Below are 19999 nucleotides of genomic sequence, written 5' to 3' on the forward strand. Positions count from 1 at the left end.
CTGACAAATCTGCTGCAATCCATTGCGCAAGACAGGGCAAGTTTTCCGGCAAACCTTGCCTTGCCAGTCAAACTCACCACACCTTGCGCAACTCTTTGCTCAGACCAGCATTTTCAGCTACCAGAAGCACCCTGTTGCAGCTGATAGAGGCGGATGTTGAGCGCTTTCAGATCATTTTCCAGGCTCTTGAGCTCGGCTGCCGTAATGGGCTCCTGAGAGGCTTTTCTCGCCTCCAGTTCATCCAGGCGCAGACTGAACGGGATGTTTTGCATCAGGTTCTTCTGCACTTCGTAGAGCTGGGATTTGAGGTAGGAGATGGTCACCGTCTTGCGCTGGCGCTCCAGCTCCAGCAGCTGATCGAGCAGGGCATCCACCCCGGCGCGGGCATCCAGATAGGTGGGCACGCTGATGACATCCCCCTGCTGACTGCCAAGCTGCGTCTGCCACTGTTTGTCCAGCGCCTTGACCGCCAGCGAGTCGGGATAGAGCATCTGCAGCGAGTTGCGCAGCCCCTCGCCGTAGCGATACCAGTAGAGCGGCGACGTCTGCTCGAGCCGGGTCAACTGGTTCTGGTAGCGGGCCACCAGATCGCTCTCCATGTTCTGCAGGGTCTGCTCCCCCAGCACGATGCGTGCCTGACGAATGTCGTCATAGCTGAGGGCTCGGGGCAGCTCGGCGGCCGGCTGCACCAGACGCTGGGCCGCCACGGTTTTCTCCTGCTGATGTTGCTGCCAACCGAGCCACCCCATCACCGGCAGGGCGCAGCTGAGCAGGCCGCAGCCAAACCAGAACCAGGCCGGACGCTGCCGGCGGTGCTGCTCTATCTTGAGCACGGTGGGCTTGACCTGCCCCTTCTCGCGCCCCACCAGAATGCTGCCCTGGGGCAGGTGCGGGGTCGATGCCGAAACCGTGCCGCCGTGATCACTCTCCATGTCGGACTTGAAGAACACCATGGGCGGGATCTGCAGATCCTCTTTGAGGCCCGGCTCGTCGGAGACGATGACGATCTCGGTTTCATCGAACAGATGGGTATACCCCTCGATGAAGTGCACCAGATTCTCGACCCGGGGAATGCGGCTGAGGCCCGCATTGTGCAGTTTCTCGCTGATGAGCTGCAGCGCCCGCTCGCAGCGATAGATCAGCCGCTTGTCTTCGTGGCTGATCTGGTACTGGCGAATGACATCGCTGATGCGGGCGATGAACCAGTCGAGCATCTCGATGCGGGCCCGCTCCTGATGGACCGGCGGCCAGAAACTCTCCCACTGGGTAACGATGAGGTTGGCGAGAAACTCGCACCCTTCGGTAAAACCGCTCAGCCCCTGCAGGCGCGAACGGGCTAGGGTGAAGTAGATGGCGGTCTGCAGATCCACCCCGTGTTTTTCGAAGATAAGGCTGGCGAGCTGATGGATCCGCTGCCAGTCCACCTCGGGGCGCGAAGCGTGGCTGAGCTTGTTGATTTCGGCCCGCAGCGCCTCGTACTCCGGCAACATCCTGGGGTCGCGCCCCACTTTCAGGGCCTGCTGACCTTGTTGATTCTGTGACATATGGACTTCCAACGCAGGAAGGGGGCACAGCGTGCCCCCGACGCGATCAATAGAGGGATTCGGGCAGTCTGAACTGGCTGAACAGGCCGCCGGTGAAGGGGTTTTGCGCGCTGTCGGTGTAGACGCGATAGGTCATGGCCCCCTGATCCACCGGGAAGCGCACATCGAAGGTGGCGTCATTGACTTGGGTCAGCTCCCCCTTGTCCATCAGGCGGAACATGGCCCAGGGGCCGACGAAGCCTTCGCTGCGCGGTGAGCGCTCGCGGGCGGCCGGCACCAGGGTGATCTTGCTCTCGGCCCCGTCGCGCATGGTGTTGGGCCACACCAGCGGGATCTTGGTACGGCGGCCGTGGGCATATTCCAGCAGCTGGCCGTCCAGGTTCAGCACGCTGCGCCGCTTGTTGGCGGTGAGCTCGATGGGCTCGAGGGCGAACTGCACCTCCAGGTTGCCCTGCTGGCTGAAGAAGATCTGACGGATGCGAGCCGCACGGTCCAGCTGCTTGACCAGCTCGGCCTGGATGGGCGAGCTGAACTCCCCTTCCATCAGGCCGCTCTCCACCATGGGTTTGAGGTTGACCTGATAGAAGCTGTCCAGGGTCCCGTTAGGCGCGAAGAAGCGCTCCATCTCGGAGAGGGGCACGTCCTTGTTCGAGCTCGGATCAAACGGATAACGGCCGGCCAGCTGGCTGTTGAAGGGGGCCAGCACCTTGTCCTGCCACTCCTGATTGAGGGAAGACATGGCAAGGTCGATCACCAGCCGCGAGCTCTGCTCGGAGAGCTGACCCACCCAGCGATCGAGCGGGGCCGGCAGGCTGCGGGCATATTGCTGCAGGGCAAACACCGGATCGGCGTACTTGTTGGTCATGCGCAGCTGCACCGCTTTCAAGGCGGACTGGCCCGGTTCGGTGGCGTTGACGATGAGCTCGAGGTAGTGCTGCAGTTCCACCAGCTTCTGGTTGACTTCGGAGATGAGCGGCCCCTGCTCGCCGCGGCCGCTCAGTGCCGCGTTGGTGGCCATAAAGGGACGACCGATGCGGGCGCTGATGGCCTGGGCCGGGTCCCCTTCCACATCGGAGATCTTGCGAATGCGGGTGTTGTCATCCAGCGAGGCCAGTACCCGCTGGAACGGCTGATCGTTGCCGGTGATGGCAGCGAGCACGTCCAGCGCCTGCTCCGGGCTCTCCAGGGTCTGCACGTCCAGATTGGTCAGCAGTTTTTGCCACTGGTTGACGTAATCGGTGACGTAACGGTCGTTGACCTGACGGGTGATCTCCTTGCGATCCGCCTCGCTCAACTGACTCAGCTTGCGCTGGCCCAGCACCCAGGCATCCATAGCTGTGAGATCGATGAGCGCCTTGTCTTGTTTCAGGAAGAAGTCGTTGAAACCGGGCCAGGTGAGCAACCGCGGCACCTGGCCTGCGTTGTCGCTGCGCAGGGCAAACACGGTGTCGAAGGTGGGGCCCACCTCGTCGCGCACGTTGAGATCCGGCGGCAGCACATCGCCCGCCTTCACCACCAGGTTCTGGTAGACCCGCTGATACATGGGCAGCTTGCCGAGCTCGCGCTGGGCACCGTAGACCGGCTCCTTGAACGGCACAAAGGCGGTGATGGCGGCCTGATCCCGCTCGGCTCTGGCGCCATACCAGTTGGTGTGATCGAGGGCATAGTCCAGGTGCCCCATCAGCTGCTCCTGTACCGCACCCTGCCCCGGGAAGGCCTTCTGCCAGCGGCTCGCCATGTACTGCGCCACCAGCTCCTTGTTGCGACCGGACGCATCGTCCAACATCCGCATCACCCGCAGGATGGCGAGCTTCTCCTCGCTGCCGGCAGGTGCCTGGTTGAGATCCGCCAGCAATCCCTGCATCTGGGCCGGCAGGAAGCGCAGGCTCAGCAACTGCAGGTAGGAGCCCTCCACATAAGGGCCGATCTCGTCGCCCTGGTAGAGGCCGAGATCGGCCACCAGCGGCATCCGCTCACGGTAGTTGCCAAAGGAGAGGGTCGCCTCGCGAATGAGGTTCAGGCGCGGCAGCTGGCTCACGCCAAAGGCGTGGGCATCCGCCACCTCGTTGGTCTCCATGAAGGCCTGAGCCTTGGTCAATACGTTGCGGCCCGCCTCCTCGTTGACCCGGTAGAAGTAGTGCCAGCCACCGATGAGGGCGGCCGAGAAGAGCGACAGGCAGCTGAGACCGATGGCCATGCGGCGCCGGCGATAGAGGGTGTGCAGCCGGTTCTCGCCGGCCAGATGGGCCTCCGGGAAGATGATGGAGGAGAAGAGCTGGCGCACGAAATAGGTGTTGGACTCCCCGCGCAGGGCCGAGTGGATGGGCTCTGGCAAGTTGTAGCGGCGGGAGGCCGCCTGGGCAAACGCATCGAACGGCACCCCCTGCTGATAGACGGAGCTGACATAGACCCCGCGCACCAGCAGCGGCTTGCTCTCCTCGATGGCCAGGGTCTCGGCCAGCAGGCTGGTCACGTAATCCTTGAGGCCAGCCAGCTGGCGCACAAACGAGAACAGCGCGTTGCGCTGGGTGGCATCGAGCCGGCTCAGCATCAGCTCGGGCAGATTCTGGTTGAGGTTGTCCACCCACTGATCCCAGAACAGGGCCAGATCCTGCTGCCAGTCGGCGCCCGGCTTGAAGGTCACCCCCAGCACGGCCTCGCGGGCCTCCTTGTCGAGCTGCTGGTAGATCACGTCAAAGCCGCGTAACAGATCGAGCTTGGTGAAGGTGACATAGAGCGGCAACCGGGTATTCATGGTGGCCGACACGTCCTGCAGGCGTGAGCGCATCAGCTGGGCATAAGCCTTGCGCTCAGCCACGCTGGCGTGGGAGAGCCAGGCCAGATCTACGGTCAGCACCAGTCCATTGAGGGGCTGGCGACGACGGTGTTCATTGAGCCAGCCAAGCAGGTGCAGCCAGAGCCGCTCATGCTTGCGCGCCTGGGGATCCAGTTCGGCTTCGCTCTGGGAAAGCAGTACACCGGCGGGATCCAGCATCACCGCCTGTTCCCCCAGCCAGCAATCCACCAGCTGATCCTGCGCCACGTCGCGCAGCTCGGTGTCGAGTCTCGGGTTGAGTTTGTTGGCCGGGTTGGCGCGGTGAATGAGGCTGCTCTTGCCGCTGCCGGGCAGCCCCAGCACCAGATACCAGGGCATGGCGTAGAGCGCCCCCTTGCCCAGATGGGTATTCAACGCCTGCAGCCAGCGATCGAGGAACAGCGCCTGCCTGTCGATGAGCCCCTTGACCGGGTCCTGCTCCAGCACCACCTCGTGCTGACGCTCGGCCTTGAGCTGCTGCATCTTGCGCCACACCCGCCAGGAGACCACTCCCAGCAGCAACCAAAGCCAGAGCAGGGTGAACACCACCCGCCCCCACAGCGGCTCGAACGGCTTGGCGCCACGCACCTCGAGACGAGGGCCCAGCCACCACACCAGGATGAGAGCGAGTACCCAGAGCACAGCACCGAGCAGGGGCCAGGAGGGTTTCAGTTTCGGCAGTTGCTGCCTTGACCAGGTAAATATGGTTTTGAACATAAAATGTGATCCAACTCCGACTCAATGACTCATTTCGGCATTCATTTCGACAACGGCGCCGCCAGGCTCTCCAGGCGGTTGACCAGCCCGGGCTCCCAGTGCGACAACCCGAGGCGACTGGCCTCTTGCCACAAGTGTTGATAGTGCTGGCGCGCAAGCGCCTCCATGCCTTCCTGCGCCAACAGCTCCGCCTGCACCAGCAAGGCGTGGAAGCGATCTCTTGGCTCTTTCAACTGCGCAATCCGCTCATCGAGCAGGGCGAGCGCCGCCGCAACCCCCTGCTCACCGTGGCGCTGGGCAACCTCCTCGGCCAGCCCCGCCTCGTCACTGCCCGCACTGCCGCCCTTGGCCGGTTGCAGCCAGCGGCTGCACTCGGGGGAGAGAAACGGCGAGCCGTCGCTGAAGGCGAGCTCCCGCAGGGCCGGCAGGCGCTGCAGAAAAGTCCCGAGCTCCTCGGCGATTGCCTGCGCCACCGCCCCGAAGCCGAGCTTCTGGGCCACCTCGGCCGAGAGCCTGTGCCCCTCGAACCAGTAGGGCGCCAGGGTCAGACTCTGCTCGATGCGCTGCCAGAGCCCCTGATCAGGGGCGTTCATGGCAGCGCGGTACTCGTCCACCATGTCCGCCGACATGGGCGCCAGCGGGGTTTTATTGCCCGCCCCGCTCATGGGGACCGTCGTGATCCCGGCCCAGACGGCGTGACGGCGCAGCCGATAGCCCACCGCCGCCTCGGGCTGACGCTCGATCAGGAGCTCCGCCACCTTGAGCTGGGTCTGACGCCAGGCGCGATCGTTGGAACTGTCGACGCCGGCACTGCCGCCACCGCCGCTGAGCACCATGGCGCCGGCACCGCTGGCGGTCGACGCCACCGAGGCCGGGGAGCCCGCTGCCGCCGCGCCACTGCTCTGGGGCTGCCCGGCGGCATTCGCCTCGGCCTGTGCCACCTGCTGGCGCTGGGCCCGCTTCAGTCCCATCACCAGCGGGTCGAGCAGCTCTCCTTTGTCGGGACACTGCGCCAGCCAGACTCGCTCCAGCTGCTCGGCTTGGGCCAGCAACTGGGCCAGCTCGGCTGCCGAGGCGCTCTCGCAAATGCGCGGCAGGGCCCCTTCGAAGCGCTTGACGATTTGCACCATCAGCCGCTGTTTCTGGCTGGCATTGCCAGGCCAGGCCAGCAGCCAGTAAGCCTGGATCCAGGCCTCCAGCAGACTGATCGCCGCCCCCAGCGGGGTCGCCTTGGCAGGGTGCTGCAAACAGCGCAGCAGCTGGGCCAGCACCCGCATGTCCTTGGTGCGGCTCTCCAACAAGCCGAGGCAGGCCTCGGCCACCGCATTGAGATCGACCTGGCTGTGAGCGAGGGATCCCAGCTTGACCAGCTCGGTCTCCACGTAGTCCCAGCGCGGCTCGTCAGCCAGCACGGCGCCTCTGATCTGTTCATCCGGCAGGCTGGTGAGCAGGCGTGCACACCAGGGGTGTTGATAGCTCATCGCCCCTCCTACCAGCGGCACTGCTGACGCAGCGGTGCCAGCGCCTCTTTCAGGCCGCTCAGGTCGACCCGCAAGAGGGTACCGTTGTCGGCCCGCACCTGCAGCTCACGATGGCCCTGCCAGCGCTTGAGCTCCTCGATGGCGGGCAAGCCGCGGCCATATTCCAGCAACAGCCCCTGATCCCGGATAAACCAACTCTGGGAGCCGGCACTCGGCTGGCCATCCAGCTCGACCTGCACTTTCTCGCCGCTCCAGGGGCTGTCCAGCCGCAGCCGGATGTGGGTGATGCTGTCGACACAGCCGATGGCCAGGGTCGCCCCGCGCAGTGCCGGGCGAGTGAGGGTTTCACTGCCACTGCCGGCGTCACTCTGCAGCAAGAAAGGCGCGCTCGCTGGCGTGCGGGCCTGCTCCTGGGCCCAGATGGCCTGCCAGGCCGCCGACTTGGGGGCTGCCCCTTCGGCGGCACTGGCTGCGCCATTGCCGATGGCGTCGTAGCAGGCGAGCCGTACCAGCGGCGAGGGCTCCTGCCGGCAGGCCTGCCAGCGCGCCATGTCCAGCGGGACCTCGGCCGCACTGGTGGCCAGCAGCAGCGGTAACAAGCCGAGGATGCTCATCAGTTCACCTCCAGTTTCTGGCACTTGTGATCCAGGGTTCGCTTGGGAATGTTGAGGCTCTCGGCCACCAGCATCCGATTGCCCTGGAAGTGGCGCAGCCGCGCCTCGATGACGGAAGCCTCATACTGCTGCATGGCCCGGCGCAGATCGCGGATGTGGTTGTAGTCGTCCATGGAGCCGGGCAGCTCGACGCAAACCCGCTCGCGCAGCTCCGGCGGCAGCGCCTCCAGCCCCACCTCCTCCCCGTGACGGGTATGGGCGCAGGCTACCTCCAGCAGGTTGCGCAGCTCGCGTACGTTACCGGGGAAGTCATAGGTCTGCAGCTGTTTCAAGAACTTGCGCTGCAAGCCCGCGAGCGTCTTGCCATCCTGGGCGGCAAACTGGGCCATGAAGTGCTGGCACAGCAGCGGCACGTCATCCATGTGCTCGCGCAAGGGGGCGATCAACAGCAGGCACTGACAGAGGCGGTGGTAGAGGTCGGCCCGAAACTGCCCCTCCTCCACATGGCGGGTGAGCGGCTGATGGGTGGCGGCGATGAGGCGAAAATCGGAGTGATATTCCTGCTCGGCACCAAGGGGACGGTAGCTTCGCGTCTCCAGCACCCGCAGCAGCTTGGCCTGCATGGCGGCGGGCATGTCTCCCACCTCGTCCAGAAACAGAGTGCCGCCGTTGGCCTGGGCCACCAGCCCGGTCTTGTTGGCAAGGGCGCCAGAGAAGGCTCCCTTCTGGTAACCAAACAGCTCGCTCTCGATGAGGTTCTCAGGGATGGCGGCGCAGTTGATGGCGACAAAGGGCTTGTTGGCGCGATCGGAGCACTGGTGCACCAGCCGTGCCACCACCTCCTTGCCGCTACCGGTCTCCCCCTGGATCAGCACGGTCAGCTTGTGCTGGCCGGCCTGGTTGATCTGCTCGCGCAGCCCGCGGATCACCGCCGACTGGCCGACCAGCTGATCGCCGAGCAGCTTCTCGTGCTGACGCAGCCGCTCCCCCTCCCCCTTCATCTGGCGCAGGGAGTCGCGCAGTACCCCCTGATCCCGCCGACTGCGACCGAGATCGCGAATGAGGGTGAGCTGGTTGCAAAAGACCTGGGAGAGCTGGGCCAGCTCGGGGCCGTCGGCCCAGGCCCGCAGCACCTCCCCTTCATCCATCAGGGCCAGCACGGCAAACGGCTTGCCGTTGCCGTCCAGCAACGGATAGGCGTGCAACCCGCACTGCTGGCCAAGGTTGGCCAGCAGTGCGCGAAAACCGGCGTGCTCGATGCGGGCACCGCCGTAGAGGGAGTCCCAGGTGCGGGACTGGGCCTTGTGCAGCACATAGGCGAGCGGATGGGAAAAATCGTCCACCGCCAGCCCCAGCGCCACTTCCTTCCCCCTGACCCAGCCTTGGCACTCCAGCTGGCGGCCGCTCACATCCAGCATGCCGAGCAGCAGCCCCCTGGGCTGGAAACTGGCATGGACGGTCGATCTCCACCAGTGGCACAGGTGCGGCTCATCGCGCTGGGCGGTGAGGGCCAGGGCAAATGCGAGGGATTGCTCCATACTCAAGCCCCCACCTCGGCCACAAACTGGTGATCGGCCACGGAAAAGTGGACGCGCTTGATGGGTTCACCGGCCGAGAGGCGCTGCAACAGTTGCAGGGAGACCGGCGGCAGCAGGGCACCGTCGATGACGGACTCGAGCATGCGGGCACCGTTCTCGCTGCGATTGGCCCGCAGCAGGATCTCTTCTGCCACCTCGTCGTCCAGCACCACCTCGGCGCCAAAGCGCTCCTTGAGCAGCTTGACCAGCCGGTTGAGCTTGCCGCCCACGATCTGCACTAGCGTGTCGTGACCCAGCGGCAGATAGGGGATCACCTCCATGCGCGCCAGCAGCGCCGGTTTGAAGAAGGCGGCGAGCTCCGGATAGAGGGCATCCAGCAGCACGTCGGGCTGCTCGGCATGATCGACGATGGTCTGGAAACCGAGGTTGGAGGTGAGGAAGAAGACCACGTTCTTGCAGTCGATGATGCGCCCTTCCCCGTCCGCCAGCTCGCCCTTGTCGAACGCCTGATAGAAAAGATTGAGCACGTCCGGGTGGGCCTTCTCCACCTCGTCCAGCAGCACCACGGAGTAAGGCTTCTGCCGAATCGCCTCGGTCAGCACGCCCCCCTCACCGAAACCGACGTAGCCGGGCGGCGAGCCGATCAGGCGCGAGACGGTGTGCTTCTCCTGATACTCGGACATGTTGATGGTGGTCAGATACTGGCGGCCACCGAACATCAGCTCGGCAATCTGCAGCACGGTTTCGGTCTTGCCGACCCCGCTCGGCCCCACCAGCAGGAAGGCACCGAGCGGCCGGCCGGGACGACGCAGATCGGCGCGGGCGGTCAGCAGGTGCTTGTGCAGGTGGGCCACCGCCACATCCTGCCCCTTGATGAGCTCGCCGAGGTACTCCGGCAGACGGGTCACCACATCCAGCTCCCCCTGGGAGATGCGATTGAGGGGCACCCCGGTCCACTCGGCGATGACGGCGGCGATCTGGGTCTTGTCGACGTGAGCGGAGACCAGCACTTCTCCTTGCTGCAGCTCGGCCAGCTCGCGCTCGAGAGCGGCCAGCTGCTCAGCAGCGGCTTGCGGATCGAGCGGCGCATCGGCCAGATCCAGCGCCTCTCTGGCCAGCATCTCATCCTGCTGATCGGCCAGCAGCGCCGCGCGCAGCTCGACAATCTGGTGTACCAGCCCCTGTTGTTGCTGCCACCGGGCCTCCTGCTCGGCCAGTTCTTCACGGCAAGCCTGCTGAGCTGCCTGCAATTCGGCCAGGCGCTCTGCGTTGTCACCGAGACCAATCAGGCTCTGGCGCTCCAGCTGACGGATCTCCAGCTCACGCTGGCGCAGCGCATTTTGCAGGTGGCTGACCGCGCGCGGTGGGGTGGTGAGGTTGATGGCTACCCGGGCACAGGCGGTATCGAGCACGTCAATAGCCTTGTCCGGCAGCTGACGGCCGGAGATGTAACGGGCGGAGAGCTGGGCGGCTGCCTGCAGCGCCTCCTCATCGATCAGCACCCCGTGGGCCTTCTCGTAGATGCTGCGCAGGCCGCGCAGGATCACGGTGGCCTCGTCGGCATCGGGCTCACCCACTTTCACCAGCTGGAAGCGGCGCGACAGGGCCGCGTCTTTTTCCACGTATTTCTTGTATTCGCCCCAGGTGGTGGCGGCGATGGTACGCAGCTCGCCCCGGGCCAGCGCCGGCTTGATGAGGTTGGAAACATCCAGCCCGCCAGCCTGGTTGCCGGCACCGATCAGGGTGTGCGCCTCGTCGATGAACAGGATGACCGGCTGCACAGAATCCTTGACCTCCTGCATCACCCCCTTGAAGCGTTTCTCGAACTCTCCCTTGACCGAGGCGCCGGCCTGCATGGCACCGAGATCCAGGGTCATCAGCTCGACCCCGCGCAGCTTTTCGGGCACCTGACCCGCCACCATGCGCAGGGCCAGCCCCTCGATGAGGGCGCTCTTGCCGACACCGGCTTCACCCACGACGATGGGGTTGTTCTTGCGACGACGGGAGAGGATGTCGATCATCAGGTCGATTTCGTGATCCCGGCAGAGCACGGGATCCAGGCTACCCTGGCGGGCCTGTTCGGTCACGTTGACGGTGAACCGGGCCAGCAGGCTGGCATCGGCCGGCAGGGCTGCCTGTGCCGTCTTGCCGCCGGGGGCGGTGGTCACTTGCGTCTCGGCAGACTCCTTGACCCACTCGTCGAACTGCTGGCGCAGCAGCTCGCGATTGACCTTGGCGAGCAGGCGAGTCACCGAGCCCGGCAGGTAGCGCTGCGGGGTCATCAGCAGCACCAGCAGCATGACGCCGCTGCGCAGCTGGGCATGTTGCAGCTCGGCGGAGGCGAGCAGCCAGCTGTCTTGCAGCCACTCCACCAGCATGGGCGAGAAGGAGGGGTAACCCTGACCATAGCTGCTGTCGGCAGCAGACGGTTGCAGCAGGGTCTTGAGCTCTTCCACCTCCACCTCGGCCACCTTCAGGATCTGGCGCACGTCGCTCAGCGGGGTCTCCAGCATCTTGAGCAGCAGGTGCTCGATGCGGATCTCGGCCCCCTGGTGATTGACGCAGAGGGCCGCAGCCTCCTCCAGCATGTGACGGCAGATGGGGTTGAGTCTTTCCACCAGTACCGGTAGCTCTATACGAATCAAGGCGTGCTCTCCTTAAGTATTTATTTTAATAATTCGCCCAGTTGACGCAGCACGTCCTGGGTCTGGTTATTGAGTTGGTGGTGATAGAGGCCAAAGATCAGCGCCAGGATCAGCGCGCCACCCATGAACAGGCTGCGCAGGGATACCTGCTTGCGCAGCTGATAGCGGGAGGCCTGCTGACCCAGATCGAGGTGAAACACGCTGGGCGCCTCGCCGCCGGCCTCGGGGGCCAACTGCTTGTGCAGCTGGCGCACGATGCGCTCGAACTCGCCTTGTCCCTTGCTCATCACCTTGTAACGCCCCTCGAAACCGAGGCACAGACAGAGGTAGATGAACTCCAGAATGTCGCGATAACGCACCGGGTCTTCCTGCAGGCGGGCCAGCAGCACGAACACCTTCTCGCCGCCCCAGGTCTCGTTGTGAAAGCGGGTCAGCAGGGAGTGCTCGGACCATTCGCTCTGACTGCCCCAGTCGCGGCCCATCACGGCCTCGTCGATGAAGGTGCAGAGGATGTAGCGAAACGACAGCACCACCCCGTTCTCGTAGCCCTGGGCCATCAGCTCCTGCTCGATGGCCTGGATCTCGGTCACCACCCGCTGGTAGAGCTCGGGCACCCGGTCGTAGCGCGACAGCAGGCGTACCCGCTGTACCAGCCCCAGCAAGGGGGTCACCGCATCGATCATCGGGTTGATGCTCTGGCCGCGCAGGCGGAACCAGTAATCCGAATCCATGTCCAGCTGCTCGGCATGATCGAACAGCAGATCGCTGAGTTGCTCGTTCTTGATAATGTCCGTGGTCATCTCTGCTTATTCCTTGGTGCGATCACTGGCTGCGAATGGCCCAGAGCTGCATGTCGAGCTCAGGGAAGTCGCCGGCGATGTGGAAGGCAAGGGTGTTGCCCACCGCCAGCATCTGCCAGGCCGGGCTCTGCCGGTCGAGCTGGAAGTAGCTGTAACCGGCGTGATAGGGCAGCTGGCGCGGCGCCACCGGCAACGGCAGCAGCGGAATGCCGGGCAGCTGCAGGCTGATGAGTTCGCGGATCTTGTCGCTGGAGGCCACCTTGGTCTGCTGCAGCAACTGCTTGCGCAGCTGCTCTTGCGGCATGCGGGCACGCACCGCCAGCACGAAGTCGGCGCTGGTCATCAGCTCGCTCTCGTTGACCATGGCGACCATGATGCCGTACTGGTGCTTGCGCAGCTGGATGGAGACGGCGCGCGGCGACAGCACGGTGCTGAGCGCCTGGCGCAGGGCCAGCATCACCGGCTCGAAGCTCACCTGCTGATCGTCGTGGCGATAGGCGGGGAACTCGGGCGGCAGGCGGGACTCGTCGGTAAAGGTCATCAGCTCGCCACAGAGCTGCACCAGCGATTCATGTAACCGCTCGGGGTGCAGGGTGCCAAGGCGCGCCAGATGGGAGAGCTGGGGCTGGGCCCGGTTGAGCAGCTGCAGCATCATGAACTCGGCCACGTCGGCCACCCCCTGCTGACCCGGCGCGGCGATGCGCTGGGAGAGGCTGCGGGCCCGCTCGGCCACAAGACCGGCCGACTCGCCGAGGAAGCGCTTGAGGGTCGGGATGGCGGAGACGCTGATGCTGCAGGGCATGAAGTTGGGATCCAGCACCAGGCCGCCGTCCGGCCGCTTGTCCAGAATGCGGGCGATGGCGAGCGAAGCGTAGGCACTACGGTCTTCCCGCTCCAGCATCAGCCGCAGGCTGACCCGCCCCACTTCGAGGGAGACCACGTCCCCCCCTTCGCTGTGCAAGTCGCGCACGTCGTGGCGGTGGGCCTGCAACCGGGTGGCCACCTGGCCGCCCTGATTGACCTCGTTGACCCCGCTCACCGAGAGCGGCAGCGCCAGATAGACCTTCTGGTTGGCCACCGAGGCGTCGGTGACTTCCAGCGGGGTCGGCAGCACATCGTCGTTCGGGATGTTGAACACGGTCCCGTCCGGCAGGATGCCGGTGGCCCCCACCAGGGCGATGCGACCAAAACCCAGGTAATCCTCGTTGATGGCGAGCGACTGCAAGCCATAGAAATAATCGGACAGCGCGCTCAGGCGAGCGTGCAGCGCGTAATCCGAATGTCTTTGTTGTTGCTGGAAGTGCTGGGGTTTGATGAACAGCCCCTCACGCCAGATAACCCGATTTCGACTCGACATGGTTATTCTTCTTTTTGCAGTTCCACTTCATCCAGGCGCAGGTGCACCAGGATTTGATAAGCCGTTCCCTTGCTCTTGATCTTGATGACCTTGCGCCACTCGGCGCTGTCGGGGTCGGCGTAGCGTGCGATCACCCCGATGTAGCGGGTCTTCTCGTCGAGCTTGATGGGGGGCAGGTATTTGAACTGGCCCGGCAGCAGGGTGTAGTCCTGATGGTCCAGGTAGTTCTTGCCAAGGGCCTTCTCCACGTCCGCAGTCACCTGGTCGTAGTCGGTGGCGAGCAGCTTGGAATCTTCCGCCAGCAGCACCACCTGAAACTCGATGGGCGCCGCCTCCCCGCTCTCGTTGGGGTTGACGTCAGGCTCCGCCAGCAGGCTCAGCCCCAGGGTCGTCGGTTGACTGTCATTGCTGCCCACCTGGATATCCGGGTTCATGGCCACGTCGGCCATCTTGCCCATGGTGGTACAACCTGCCAGGGCCAGCAGCGCGGCGCCCAGCATCAGCGCACGTATCATCAAATCAGTCCCTGTTGCTGACGCACGGCCTGGTCATAGGCCTGGGCATACACCTGGTGGAACAGCTTGTCGAACCCCTGCTGACGAGCAGAAGTGAGCTCGCGGTAGTAGTGCTGGTACATGTCCCAGGCCCAACCTTCGTCGGCCGTGCCCGGTGCACCGCTGCGGCGGTATTGCTCGAAACGCCCCAGCAGTGCCTGCGGCGAAAACGCCTGCAAGATGCTGTCGAGCGCCGCGCCGATGGCCTGCTGGTTCGCCACGTGGTGGATGCGCACGTTGTGCAGGCTCTCGGCCACTGCCGCCGGCGCGCTCAGGTGGACCGGGCTCTTCTGCTCGGCAAACAGCACCGCCAGGGTCTCGTCATAATCAAGGCCCAGGCGCAGCGGATTGTCCTCGATGGGACGCAGGTGCTTGTCCGCCAGCGCGGCCTGCTCGTTTTGCAGTTGCAGCAACCCCTCCACCATGGCCCGCACCGTCTTGCCCATCTCTTCGAGCATGTCGTGAGCCTGCTGGGTATCCTGCAGTTGCAAGGGCTGACCCAAGCCGCGCATCAACGGGGTCAGGGCCACGTGGTCAACGCCGTCCAGCGACAGCTGATAATCGGGGTGGTTCTCGATGGCGGGCATATCCAGAAATTCTTGGTTCATGGTGTTCTCGACAGCAGAAAAAGGGGCAAGAGGGGGAACGTCCACATCCGGTTGTGAACGCAGTGAAGCCTGCAGGCGACCGTCCGCCAGCGGGCCATCCATCAACGGATTGGGCGCCCTGCGCTCCTGCTGCAATGCCAGCAAGGGATCGGCTGCCAGGGTGCGCAGATCGTCAGCCGGTACGACGGGCTCATCGCTGGTCAGCCACTCGTCGAGCTGCTCGGTGGGCCGATTGCCCAGCACCTGTTGCAGGCTCTGCTCGGGGGTGATGGCCCCCAGATAGGCGCGCAGCCGGAACGGGCCGACCACGAGCTCGTCCCCCTGCTCCAGATGCACCTTGCGGGCCCGCCCGATGGGTGAAGTGGCACCGTTGATATAGGTCTGGCCACTCAGATCGCACAGGCAGAAGCGACCGTCGTTGAGCTCGATGCGGGCGTGGGCGGGCATGACAGCCCCCAGCCTGTCGCGCAGTTGCCAGTCATCCTGTTCGGAGGCCCCCAGGGTCCCCCCCATCTCGTCGAAGCGGTACTGCACCTGCTGGCTGCCGTCGAGCTGTTCGCTGTTGAGCACCACCAGGGAAAGTTGCTGGTTAAAATCGTCCACAGTTACTCCTGCACTGATTCCTGTAGTTAAATTTTCTGCGCTGCTGATGTCTGCACTTATTCCTGCACGCAGATGGTCACGAACGGATCACTCGGCGGCTGGCCGAGAAAGGTACTCCACCCCAGGCGGGCACTCTGCTCCTCACCGAGCCTCAGTCCCCTCGCCTGCTCCTGGCCGAACCCCAGGCGCAGATCCCAGGCCAGCTGATCGCGCAGGATGAAGGAGACAAAGGTCACCAGGGCGTGAAAGTGCTCCCCGTTCGGCAGAAACCCGAGAAACTGGCCAAAGCTCAGGTTGTTGATCTTCAACAAGAACTTGCCGGCACAGTCGTTCACCTTGTCGCCGATGACAAAATCACTCCCCAGAGTGGCGCAGGCGCCGCCGAGGCGATTTTGCTGATCCTGATGAACAGGCACCTTGCGCCACTGCCAGGCGCTCACCTCCACGTCAGCCAGATCGAAACAGTGAGCCACCAGACCGGCCACTACCTCGGGGGAGCGGCTGGGGCTGGCCAGCATGCCCGCATAGGAGAGCATCTTGGCCCGGTTGACCGGCAGGCTCTGACAGACTGCCTCGTTGCCAAGCCCTACCAGGGCAAACATCAGGCGGGAGAAACCATCCTCGCCGTTGTCCTGAAACCGGACGTGGTAGCGATACTTGCGCCAGATCCGGTGCAGCAGGGTCAGCAGGCGGTGATGGAAGAAATCCAGAAACAGGCCGAGCTTCTGCTCCCCCTGGGCGTACTCCCACGCCAGCGAATCGAGGTAGTAACCGGGCATCGGCGACTGGCTGCCATGCAGGCCGAGGAAGGCCACCTCCAGCTCGTGGCGCCCCTGCCCGTCCCGACCAATCTGCAGCACGTCGCTGGTGGGAAATCCCAGAGAGGCGGTCGCCTTGAAGCGGATGTTCTCGTCACCGGGCAGGTAGTCGAGCCCCCGCTCCTGATCCGCGCCATCGAGCCGGTTGAGCAGCTCAACCAGCTGGAAGAAGTTGAAGCGGGGCGCCTCCCGGGCGGCGCTCACATCAGGGAGTGCTGACCGATCTGGACTGGCCATTGGTAGCGCTCCTTGTTGTCGAGATTGACCACCTCAAGCAGGTGGAAGGCGTTGACACTGGCATAGAGCGAGAAGAAGTGGGCCAGCACGGTACTGAACAGATAGAGCTCCCCTTCGCTGCCAAAGGCGGACTGGCGGATGGAGAGCACCGACTTGAGCCCCCGCACCGGCATGCCGCGCACCAGCCGATCCACCGGCTTGGTCTCTATCTCCTCGATCCCCGCCAGCCGCTTGCGCGAGGCCTGCTCCGCCTGTTTGTCGTGCAGCGCCGGAAAATCGTAGGTGCGCAGCACCTGCACCAGGGCATCGCGCCGCAGCAGGGAGACATAGTTGAGCGACAGGTTGGATATCAGCGTCCAGTGCAGACTGCCGTCCAGTGCCGGGCGCAGCGGCCGGGTCGGCCGGATCAGGTTGCGGAAGGTGGCAAACGAGGGCGAGCTGCCGGTCGGTACGCAGACGCTGCCCACCTTGAGACGGGCGGCACGGGAGCGGTTGGTGCAGGTGAGCGTCACCGAGATGGATTCATCCAGTTCGACCGTAGTGGTTTCATCTCCGCGCACGAACGAGAGGCTGTGTTCGAAACCATCCCCGCTCACAGCCTCCTTGACCCGCACCCGGTAGTAGAGCGCTAGCCGCTGTTTTGCCCGCTCGATCTGGTGCTGAAAGCTCTCGAACGGCTGATAGACGCGCGGCGTACCGCGGGAGCGGCCGAGGTTTCCCTCGACCCAGCCTTCCACCTGATCCACCGAGAAGATCTCGAAGCTGTCGGCATGGCGATAGCTCGCCTTGAGGGGATACTCCGCCTGACGACCATTGAGGTTGACCGGCTCGCTGTCGTGCTGGAACAGGTTGATGGCCGGCACGCAGTTGAGCATGAAGGAGTCGGGACGGATCTTGAGCTCCGCCGGCAGCGGCCGGTCGAAGCAGAAGTGCACCTTGAATTGGCTCACCGGCAACGGCTGTTTGGGCCACTCGCCACCGGAGAGTTCGAAGAAGAGGAAGCTTTCCGGGAAGCAGAAATACTCCTGCAGGATCCGGTAGCCGGAATAGACGTTGTTCGGATAGGGCAAGAGTGCGTCATCGCGTTCGAAGCCGACCGATTTGAGGGCCTTGGCCTCCTGGCGAAAGCGCTTGCCGTCTATCTCCAGTTCGATATGGGAGAGCTGGTTGGAGAGCCAGAAGTAGAGCTCATAGGCGGTGTAGCTGTCGCCACCGAGGAAGAAGCGCAGCTTGTCCAGCTGCAGTTCGCTAAGCGGCAAGGGGGCATGCAGGGCGATGTCCAGCGAGATGGTGGAGAGATCGTTGCCGCTCTGGGCAGCGATATGACGGATATCGGCCGGATAGACCCAGGTATCGTGACAGGTCTGGAAATGACAGGTCACCTCGTCCATGGGCAGGCTATCAAGCTGGCAACCTTGCCTGACCAGCGCCGGCTGGGCGATGGCGCCCGGAATGACCGAAAACTGCATGATGGTCATGCTGGGCACGGGACGCAGGTAGTTGGGCCAGAGCATGTTGAGCAGACCGTGGGTCAGCTCGGGGAACTCATCCTCGATCTTGGCGCGCAGGTTGCCCGTGAGAAACGCAAAGCCTTCCAGCAGGCGTTCCACGTCCGGGTCGGTATTCTGCTCCGACAGAAAGCGGGTGAGCTCGGGATGCGCATCGGCAAATTCGCGCCCTTGCAGGCGCAAAAAAGCCAGTTCATCCCTGAAGTAATGTTCCAGCGACATTGATCAGACCATGCGGTAGTGACGGTGACTGTCCATATGGACGTTGAACGAGGTAACTTGCTCGATATGCTCCAGCCGCACGTGGGCCGTCACCTGAAACGACATCTCAAGCGGACTCGCCTGATGGTCGGGTGAACGAACATCCACATGCACGATCCGTGGTTCATAACGACGGATGCATTGCCGGATCGCTTCACGGATCCGTCCCTTGATATCCGCACTGCCCTGAGTGGCGTCATTGAGATCAATGACTCCCAGATCGGGTGCACTGCGGCAATTGCCGGGACGGGTGTTGAGAACCTGCTCGAGCTGCCGTTTGACAGATGCGATCAGTTCTTCAGACTCCGAGCGGGGAGAGGAGCCAAGCCCCTCCCCCCTGATACGATCAAACAGGCTGGCCGCATTTCCTCTATCCCAGGAAGAGAGATGCGGCATCGGGCCTTATTCCTTGTCCAGACGACCTACCAGAGAGAGCTCGAAGCTCGCCCCCATGTACTTGAAGTGCGGACGCACGGCCATGGCGACCTGATACCAGCCCGGCTCCCCCTCCACATCCAGCACCTTGATCTGGGCGGCACGCAGCGGACGGCGGCTGCGGACCTCTGCCGGCGGGTTTTCCTGGTCTGCGACAAACTGCCGGATCCAGCTGTTCAGCTCACGCTCCAGATCCTGACGCTCTTTCCAAGAGCCGATCTGCTCGCGCTGCAGCACTTTGATGTAGTGCGCCAGGCGGTTGATGATGAACATGTAGGGCAGCTGGGTACCCAGCTTGTAGTTGGTCTCGGCCTCCCGGCCTTCCTTGGTGTTCGGGAACACCTTGGGTTTTTGTACCGAGTTGGCGGAGAAGAAGGCGGCGTTGTCGCTGTCCTTGCGCATGGTCAGAGTGATGAAACCCTCTTCCGAGAGCTCGTACTCGCGACGGTCGGTGATCAGCACCTCGGTCGGGATCTTCGCCTGCAACTGACCCATGGCTTCATAGACATGCACCGGCAGATCGTGGATGGCACCGCCGCTTTGCGGGCCGATGATGTTCGGGCACCAGCGATACTTGGCGAAGCTGTCGGTCAGGGAGGTACCCATCAGATAGGCGGTATTGCCCCACAGGTAGTGGTCATGATCCGAGCTGATGTCTTCTTGATAGTTGAAACCCTTGATGGGATTTTCGGTCGGATCGTAGGGCAGACGGGCCAGGAAACGCGGTGCGGTCAGCCCCAGATAGCGGGCATCTTCCGATTCACGCAGCAAGCGCCACTTGGTGTAGGACGGGCCTTCGAACACCGATTTGAGATCCTTGATGGACGGCAGGTCGGTAAAACTGTCTACGCCGAAGAAGGCCGGTGCGACTGAGGAGATGAAAGGCGCGTGGGCCATGGCCCCCACCGCACTGACATACTGCATCAGCTTGATGTCAGGTGCGCTGTGGGTGAAGGCATAGTCGCCGATCACAGCCCCCACCGGTTGGCCACCAAACTGACCATAACCGCTGGAATAGACATGTTTGTAGAGGCCGGACTGAGTGATTTCGGGTGAAAACTCGAAATCCTCCAGCAGCTCTTCCTTGGTGGCATGGAGCACTTGGATCTTGATGTTCTCGCGAAAATCGGTGCGATCCACCAACAGTTTGAGGGAGCGCCACGAAGACTCCATCTCCTGCAGTTCCTTGGCGTGCAGGATGACGTCCATCTGCTTGCTGAGCTTCTTGTCGAGCTCGACAATCATGCTGTCCACCAGCGCCTTGTTGACCGGATCGCTGGTGGCACCGCTGTCCAGAATGTTGGCGATCAGGGCAGCAACGCCCTGCTTGGCGACGCTGTAGCCCTCGTCCACCGGAGTGATACGAGCCTGCGCCATGATTTCGTCCAGCAGGGACGAGGAGGCCGCACTCGCCCCCGCTTGAACCTGTTCTTCGACCAGAGACATATTTTTTCCTTATCAGTC

Annotated in this window: 14 protein-coding genes; all 14 read right to left on the reverse strand. The window is 63.6% G+C overall.

The window, feature by feature from the left end:
* Positions 1-113: 113 nt before the first annotated feature.
* From PG898_RS06410 to tssC, 14 genes are read right to left on the reverse strand one after another with little or no spacing between them, the layout of a single operon-like run.
* Entirely contained in the window at positions 114-1544 is a 1431-nt protein-coding gene (locus tag PG898_RS06410; protein WP_270823960.1) for a VasL domain-containing protein, read from the reverse strand.
* 46 nt (positions 1545-1590) lie between these two features.
* Entirely contained in the window at positions 1591-5076 is a 3486-nt protein-coding gene (tssM, locus tag PG898_RS06415; RefSeq protein WP_270823959.1) for a type VI secretion system membrane subunit TssM, read from the reverse strand.
* Between the two features lie 41 nt (positions 5077-5117).
* On the reverse strand, positions 5118-6557 hold the full coding sequence (gene tssA, locus PG898_RS06420; protein WP_270823958.1) for a type VI secretion system protein TssA: 1440 nt from the start codon (positions 6555-6557) through the stop codon (positions 5118-5120).
* Between the two features lie 8 nt (positions 6558-6565).
* The gene (vasI, locus tag PG898_RS06425) at positions 6566-7171 is read right to left on the reverse strand and encodes a type VI secretion system-associated protein VasI (RefSeq protein ID WP_270823957.1); all 606 of its coding nucleotides are present in this window, start codon (positions 7169-7171) and stop codon (positions 6566-6568) included.
* A complete protein-coding gene (gene vasH / locus PG898_RS06430; RefSeq protein ID WP_270823956.1) occupies positions 7171-8709 on the reverse strand; it encodes a sigma-54-dependent transcriptional regulator VasH in 1539 nt (512 codons plus the stop codon). Before vasH ends, vasI begins: the two co-directional genes overlap by 1 nt.
* 2 nt (positions 8710-8711) lie before the next feature.
* Positions 8712-11354: a type VI secretion system ATPase TssH gene (tssH, locus tag PG898_RS06435; protein ID WP_270823954.1), complete on the reverse strand. Its 2643-nt coding sequence runs from the start codon at positions 11352-11354 to the stop codon at positions 8712-8714.
* Between the two features lie 20 nt (positions 11355-11374).
* Positions 11375-12154, reverse strand: coding sequence for a type IVB secretion system protein IcmH/DotU (icmH, locus tag PG898_RS06440; RefSeq protein WP_010634228.1), 780 nt, complete (start codon positions 12152-12154; stop codon positions 11375-11377).
* Positions 12155-12176: 22 nt separating this feature from the next.
* The gene (tssK, locus tag PG898_RS06445) at positions 12177-13511 is read right to left on the reverse strand and encodes a type VI secretion system baseplate subunit TssK (protein ID WP_017411064.1); all 1335 of its coding nucleotides are present in this window, start codon (positions 13509-13511) and stop codon (positions 12177-12179) included.
* Between the two features lie 2 nt (positions 13512-13513).
* Positions 13514-14026 carry a type VI secretion system lipoprotein TssJ gene (tssJ, locus tag PG898_RS06450; RefSeq protein WP_045790051.1) on the reverse strand — a complete coding sequence of 171 codons (513 nt, stop codon included), beginning with the start codon at positions 14024-14026 and terminating at the stop codon, positions 13514-13516.
* The gene (tagH, locus tag PG898_RS06455) at positions 14026-15276 is read right to left on the reverse strand and encodes a type VI secretion system-associated FHA domain protein TagH (RefSeq protein WP_270823953.1); all 1251 of its coding nucleotides are present in this window, start codon (positions 15274-15276) and stop codon (positions 14026-14028) included. Before tagH ends, tssJ begins: the two co-directional genes overlap by 1 nt.
* Positions 15277-15332: 56 nt before the next feature.
* Positions 15333-16331 carry a type VI secretion system baseplate subunit TssG gene (gene tssG / locus PG898_RS06460; RefSeq protein WP_270823952.1) on the reverse strand — a complete coding sequence of 333 codons (999 nt, stop codon included), beginning with the start codon at positions 16329-16331 and terminating at the stop codon, positions 15333-15335.
* Complete coding sequence (gene tssF / locus PG898_RS06465) at positions 16295-18061, reverse strand: type VI secretion system baseplate subunit TssF (RefSeq protein WP_270823951.1); 1767 nt, start codon at positions 18059-18061, stop codon at positions 16295-16297. The genes tssG and tssF overlap by 37 nt, the downstream gene beginning before the upstream one ends.
* A gap of 3 nt (positions 18062-18064) precedes the next feature.
* Positions 18065-18496: a type VI secretion system baseplate subunit TssE gene (tssE, locus tag PG898_RS06470; protein WP_218408776.1), complete on the reverse strand. Its 432-nt coding sequence runs from the start codon at positions 18494-18496 to the stop codon at positions 18065-18067.
* A gap of 6 nt (positions 18497-18502) precedes the next feature.
* A complete protein-coding gene (gene tssC / locus PG898_RS06475; RefSeq protein WP_218408777.1) occupies positions 18503-19981 on the reverse strand; it encodes a type VI secretion system contractile sheath large subunit in 1479 nt (492 codons plus the stop codon).
* Positions 19982-19999 lie beyond the last annotated feature (18 nt).

Origin of the sequence: Aeromonas sp. QDB31 (assembly GCF_027707605.1) — a bacterium.
GTDB lineage: Bacteria > Pseudomonadota > Gammaproteobacteria > Enterobacterales > Aeromonadaceae > Aeromonas > Aeromonas media.

Excerpts from the sequence above, each read along its gene's own strand:
- icmH (WP_010634228.1), bottom strand. The coding sequence starts at position 12,154 with ATGACCACGGACATTATCAAGAACGAGCAACTCAGCGATCTGCTGTTC.
- tssA (WP_270823958.1), bottom strand. The coding sequence starts at position 6,557 with ATGAGCTATCAACACCCCTGGTGTGCACGCCTGCTCACCAGCCTGCCG.
- vasI (WP_270823957.1), bottom strand. The coding sequence starts at position 7,171 with ATGAGCATCCTCGGCTTGTTACCGCTGCTGCTGGCCACCAGTGCGGCC.
- tssC (WP_218408777.1), bottom strand. The coding sequence starts at position 19,981 with ATGTCTCTGGTCGAAGAACAGGTTCAAGCGGGGGCGAGTGCGGCCTCC.
- tssJ (WP_045790051.1), bottom strand. The coding sequence starts at position 14,026 with ATGATACGTGCGCTGATGCTGGGCGCCGCGCTGCTGGCCCTGGCAGGT.
- tssE (WP_218408776.1), bottom strand. The coding sequence starts at position 18,496 with ATGCCGCATCTCTCTTCCTGGGATAGAGGAAATGCGGCCAGCCTGTTT.
- tssF (WP_270823951.1), bottom strand. The coding sequence starts at position 18,061 with ATGTCGCTGGAACATTACTTCAGGGATGAACTGGCTTTTTTGCGCCTG.
- tssK (WP_017411064.1), bottom strand. The coding sequence starts at position 13,511 with ATGTCGAGTCGAAATCGGGTTATCTGGCGTGAGGGGCTGTTCATCAAA.
- vasH (WP_270823956.1), bottom strand. The coding sequence starts at position 8,709 with ATGGAGCAATCCCTCGCATTTGCCCTGGCCCTCACCGCCCAGCGCGAT.
- tssM (WP_270823959.1), bottom strand. The coding sequence starts at position 5,076 with ATGTTCAAAACCATATTTACCTGGTCAAGGCAGCAACTGCCGAAACTG.
- tssG (WP_270823952.1), bottom strand. The coding sequence starts at position 16,331 with ATGGCCAGTCCAGATCGGTCAGCACTCCCTGATGTGAGCGCCGCCCGG.
- PG898_RS06410 (WP_270823960.1), bottom strand. The coding sequence starts at position 1,544 with ATGTCACAGAATCAACAAGGTCAGCAGGCCCTGAAAGTGGGGCGCGAC.